Raw genomic sequence first — 5252 nt, 5'->3', positions numbered from 1 at the left:
GCTGATACTTTATAGACTACATCTTTTCTTTCTACAAAAATTTCTGTTTTATTTTTTAAATTTTCCTCTGTTTTTATCTTTAATAATAACTCTTTTGAAGGATTTATAGCTCTTGGATGTCCAACAAGATTAAGCATACTATAATCTCCATTTGTATCTCCATAAGCATAGCTTTCTGATAGATCGATATCATACTTTTCACAAAACTTATTTATCGCTATCATTTTATTTTTAGAATCCCACATTGGAGAGATATCACCTGAAAGTTTTCCATCTTCAAAATGATATATTGATCCACAATAATCATCTGCACCCCATTTTTTAGCCATTCTTGAAACTAAAAAATCTGGACTTCCCGATATAAATATTACCTTATGCCCTTGCTCCTTATGCCACTTAATCATATCTCTAGTAAATTTGTAAACTCTATTTCCTTTTAATTCCAATACCTGATCCGAAATAAAGTCATTGTATTGTAGAGATAATCCCTTTATTGCATCTACATAAGTTGTTGTTATCTCCTCTAGGTACTTATCGTAGTCTCCAACTCTTTCATCCCATTTTTTAAAAGCATCTTTCACTTTTAATTCATACTCCCTTATATCAAGTAACTCATACTTTATAAGTTTTTTAAAATGTTCTGTCAATAGTGAGTTTCTATAAATTGTTCCATCAATATCAAAAAATGCTGCTTTCATAATTATACCTCCTGTGAGTTTATTCTTACAACTCTTTTACTGTTTCAGCAATCCATTTACAGAATCTTTCTCCTGTTTGATTTGCTATTTCTACAACCTCTTCATGAGAGTGTGGTTTTGTTGCTATACCAGTTGCCATATTAGTTATACAAGAGATTCCCAATATTTTTATCCCTAAATAGTTTGCTACTATTGACTCTGGTACTGTTGACATTCCCACTGCTGAAGCTCCCATAGTCATCATCATCTTCACTTCTGCCGCTGTTTCATACGTTGGCCCTGAAGACCCTAAATATACACCCTCTTCATATTCAATCTCCAATTTTTTAGCCACAGATTTTGCTTTTTCAATTAAAGCTTTACTATATGTTTCAGACATATCTGGAAATCTTGGTCCAAATCTTTCATCATTTGCTCCAATTAATGGATTTGTTCCAAATAGATTTATATGATCATTAATTATCATCAATGTTCCTGGTTTAAAGCTTTTATTTGCTCCACCAGCAGCATTACTAACTATCATTGTCTCTATTCCAAATTTTTTGAAAACATATTGAGGGTAAGTAACCTCTTTCATATTATACCCTTCATAGTAATGAAATCTTCCCTTCATAACTAAGACTTCCACATTATTTATTGTACCAAAAACTAGCTCTCCAGCGTGTCCTGCCACTGTTGAAACTGGAAAGTTTGGTATATCTTTATAAGGTATTACAACTTTATTCTCTACATATTCAACTAATCCACCTAATCCAGACCCTAAAATTATAGCTATTTTAGGCCTATTTGTAACTTTAGAATTTAAAAATTCTACCGTTTCCATAACTTTATTATACATATTTTTCTCCCCTTTACTTTTTAGATAAAAAGGGTAGATCTCTCCACCCTCGTGTTTTTACTATTAGAAAGTTATTTTTGAAAAAGTCTCATCCAATCTCAATTTTTCCTCTTTTAACTCTCTCATCAGTTTGTCTACAATCTCTTGGCAACTTAAAGCTTCTTTAACCAATCCAGCAACCTGTCCTGACATAACGCTTCCATTTTCTACGTCTCCATCTACAACTGCTAATCTAAGCTTTCCTTTTCCTAAATCCTCAATCTCCTCTTTTGGAGCTCCCTTTACTTCTAGCTCTAATATAGCCTTAGCAAACTTATTATTTAACACTCTCACAGGGTGTCCTGTATAATTTCCTGTTGTTACTGTAGATCTATCTTTAGCTTTTAACACTAAGTTTTTATAATTTTCATGAACATCACACTCATGAGCCACTATGAATATAGTTCCCACTTGAACTGCCTCTCCACCTAGAGCAAGAGCTGCTAAAAACTGCTCTCCACTAGCTATTCCTCCTGCAACTATAACAGGAATAGAAACCTCTCTTGCAACCTGTGTTGCTAAAGCCATTGTAGTTATCTCTCCTATATGTCCTCCAGCTTCTAATCCTTCTGCAACTACTGCATCTGCTCCTATTTTTTCCATTCTTTTTGCCAGTGCCACCGATGCTACAACTGGAATAACCTTTATTCCAGCAGCTTTTAGTTTTTCCATATATATTCCAGGGTTTCCTGCACCAGTTGTTACTACTTTAACCCCTTCCTCTATACAGACATCTATTTGTTCAGCAACGCTTTCCATCATTAACATCAAGTTAACTCCAAATGGTTTATCTGTGATAGATTTTGCTTTTTTTATCTCTTCTCTCAGTATTTCAGGAGGCATTCCTCCACCGGCAATTATACCTAGTCCACCAGCTTTAGACACATGTCCTGCTAAGTTTCCATTTGATATCCATGCCATTGCTCCCTGTATAATAGGATATTTAATCCCAAGTAATTCACATATTCTATTTTTTTGCATCCTCTTTCCTCCCAAAATTAAGAGTTAACCTCTTTTGTTCTTAACTCCTGTCTCAGCTTTAAAAATTTGTCAAAAGTCTCTCTTGAACTATTTACTATTAGCTCCTCTGGATAATCAATCTCCTCTATAAGTTCAATAGCTCTTTGAAACTCTCCTATATGACCAGAATAGTGGGCATCTGTTCCCAAAGATATGTAGCATCTCTCTTTTTTAGCTAGTTCTAACATTTTTTTACAATTCTTTTTTGAACCAACTCTTGTAATTGTTCCTAAAGAAGTATTATTAATCTCTAGAGCTACACTGTTTTCTTTAGCCACCTTCACTATTTTTTCATAGTCCACTGGAAAAATTGGATTCCCCAGATGAACTATTATATCAGCTTTTTGCTTTTTTATCAAACTCAATATAGCAGTAGTGTTTTTATCTATATCTCCCATATCTCCATACTCATCTACAGTGTGAAACCCAGCTAAAACCAACTCCATTTTTTCATAGACTTTTTGATTTATATCCAATTTTCCATTTTTATCTAAAATATTCGCTTCTACACCTTTTATAACTCTTACCCCATCTATTACCTCAGGTAGAATAGCTATATTTACAAGATGCCACCAATGTGGTGTATCTGGTAGCGCAGGTCCATGATTTGTTATTGCAATTACTTCCATACCCTTCTTAGCTGCCGCCCTTATATTTTCCTCTAATGTACTAAATGCATGTGGATTTACATTGGTATGTATATGTAAATCAATTTTATACTTCTTCATTCTGTCCCCCTTAGATCACATAAATACTGTATATAAAATATTTGCTACTACACCTGCTACTATTCCACCAATTGTATGGCTAAATATCGCTTTCCCAGTTAATTTTCTATATCCTAAACTATCCATCATTGCAACATGTGTACTTAAATAACCACTCCATGTCATACCCATAGCTGTAAAAACAGCTATCTCTCTTGAAGTTATAGCTTTATCTATAATAAACTGAGGAATTAATCCTAGAGCTGCTCCTACTGCTCCTAACGATGTTATTGGAAATGCCAATGCTTTTGCACTTGTAAATCCAAAAAGAGGTCTTAAAATAAACTGTAGTTTTTCACCTATATAAGGTAGTAAAGCTATTCCTTGATATGCCTCTCCCGTATACCCTTTAGCTCCTGGTCCATTAGTTAACAATAACACTGTTGTACAGATTATCAAAACTCCTGGAATTATTTCCATACCCATTTGAACTCCATTTTTTCCACCCTCTAAAAGAGCCTCTAGTAATCTCTCAAGTACGTTCCCATCTCTAATATCTCTATATTCAAAAAAGTTTGAATCTGTTGAATCCTCATCAAACTCCTCTTTTTTTTCATGAAATACCTTTTTTGTAAAATTAATCATCAAATTTACACTTACAATACTCCCTATAAAAGCCCCTATATTTCCCAAAATAACTGGAAATACCAGATTTTCATTCATACTTCCACTTTGAGCTATCATAAATGTAGATACTATAAATCCCATTCCAAAAGATGTTCCCAAATTTGTCAAAGCTGGTAGTTGATACTTTTTAAAATATTTTGTGAATCCCTTATCTGCTGATAGACTTAAAATCGCTGGATTATCAGAAATATATGTAGTCAAAATTCCAAGGGCTGCCGCTCCTGGTAATCTATATAACGGTTTCATAAGTGGAGATAATAGCTTATTTAATATTGCAATCACCCCAAACTCTGATAAAATTCCTGCAAAAGCTCCCGCTATAACCGATACACCCATTATAAAAAAGACTGTATTTAATAGCAGATCATGTGCAGTTTTTATTATGGTATTAATCATGTTAATTCCACCCATCTTGCTAGATGTTAGATAGATTAAGATAGAAAGTATTGCAATACATACAACTCCCTCTAATCCCATAGCTTTTTTTCTTCTTGATCTTTTTGCATCCATGTTTCTCTCCTCTTTTACTTTACTACCCTATAGAATATCCTAATTTTTATTATTTTTCAAATTTTTTTACAGGAATGTAAATATCTATGATACCTCCAAATCCAGTTTCAAGAGGAACTACAACCTCACCTCCTATCTCTATGGAATCCCCTACAATCTCATAACTATTATCTTTTATAAATCTATAAAGATTTTCATATGTTAGCTTAATCATATCAAAAGTTGCCTTATGTCTCAACATCACACAATTTTTACCCTCTAAAATCTCCTCTTCCCCAATTGAAATATTCTCTGGTATTAAAATACCTATTTTACTGAGTGGAAGCTCTGACCCTTCATATAAATTGTTTCTTTTCACTCTTGATATATATGTTATATCCTCTATGCCATTTTTATCTCCTAGTCGCTGTAATCTGTCATAGGTTTCTGCTATCTCTTTCTCATCCAATGGATTTTTTATCTCTATAAAATAGACCTTCATCTCATTTTGAAAAACAGTTTGAACTTTCTCCTCTAAATTATTTAGCATATCTTTTAAACACACTATTTTTTCATTTATAATCTCTTTACTTTTCATTAATTCCACTATTTTAATATCGATATCATGGGTTTTTTCCTCTAAAAATTTTATGCTTTCCAAGGGCTTTTTCACCTTTATATACTCCTTTATCTCCTCCAATGAGAAACCAGCCTCTTTTAAAGTTATAATAAAAAAAAGATCCCAAATTTGAGAGCTGGAATAGTATCTATATC

The 5252-nt window shown here is 33.1% G+C and carries 6 protein-coding genes; all 6 read right to left on the bottom strand.

The features are described 5' to 3' along the window. On the bottom strand, nt 1-698 hold a 698-nt coding region (locus ACMOUI_RS07450), incomplete at its 3' end, for an HAD family hydrolase (protein ID WP_418965100.1). Between the two features lie 25 nt (nt 699-723). Then, complete coding sequence (locus ACMOUI_RS07445) at nt 724-1536, bottom strand: purine-nucleoside phosphorylase (RefSeq protein ID WP_418965099.1); 813 nt, start codon at nt 1534-1536, stop codon at nt 724-726. Nucleotides 1537-1599: 63 nt separating this feature from the next. After that, nucleotides 1600-2556 carry a nitronate monooxygenase gene (locus ACMOUI_RS07440; RefSeq protein ID WP_418965098.1) on the bottom strand — a complete coding sequence of 319 codons (957 nt, stop codon included), beginning with the start codon at nt 2554-2556 and terminating at the stop codon, nt 1600-1602. Nucleotides 2557-2573: 17 nt separating this feature from the next. Further along, entirely contained in the window at nt 2574-3323 is a 750-nt protein-coding gene (locus ACMOUI_RS07435; protein ID WP_418965097.1) for a phosphatase, read from the bottom strand. Between the two features lie 15 nt (nt 3324-3338). After that, nucleotides 3339-4499 carry a hypothetical protein gene (locus ACMOUI_RS07430; protein ID WP_418965096.1) on the bottom strand — a complete coding sequence of 387 codons (1161 nt, stop codon included), beginning with the start codon at nt 4497-4499 and terminating at the stop codon, nt 3339-3341. Nucleotides 4500-4548: 49 nt separating this feature from the next. Then, nucleotides 4549-5252: MerR family transcriptional regulator (locus tag ACMOUI_RS07425; RefSeq protein WP_418965095.1), on the bottom strand; the 704-nt coding region annotated here is incomplete at its 5' end.

Origin of the sequence: Cetobacterium sp. (genome assembly GCF_048470075.1) — a bacterium.
GTDB lineage: Bacteria > Fusobacteriota > Fusobacteriia > Fusobacteriales > Fusobacteriaceae > Cetobacterium_A.
The sequence above is the reverse complement of the archived record's forward strand: the minus strand, read 5'-3'. Positions and strand labels throughout refer to the sequence as shown.

Bases quoted from the DNA above. Each gene is read 5' to 3' on its own strand.
- ACMOUI_RS07445 (WP_418965099.1), bottom strand. From the start codon at position 1,536: ATGTATAATAAAGTTATGGAAACGGTAGAATTTTTAAATTCTAAAGTT.
- ACMOUI_RS07440 (WP_418965098.1), bottom strand. From the start codon at position 2,556: ATGCAAAAAAATAGAATATGTGAATTACTTGGGATTAAATATCCTATT.
- ACMOUI_RS07435 (WP_418965097.1), bottom strand. From the start codon at position 3,323: ATGAAGAAGTATAAAATTGATTTACATATACATACCAATGTAAATCCA.
- ACMOUI_RS07430 (WP_418965096.1), bottom strand. From the start codon at position 4,499: ATGGATGCAAAAAGATCAAGAAGAAAAAAAGCTATGGGATTAGAGGGA.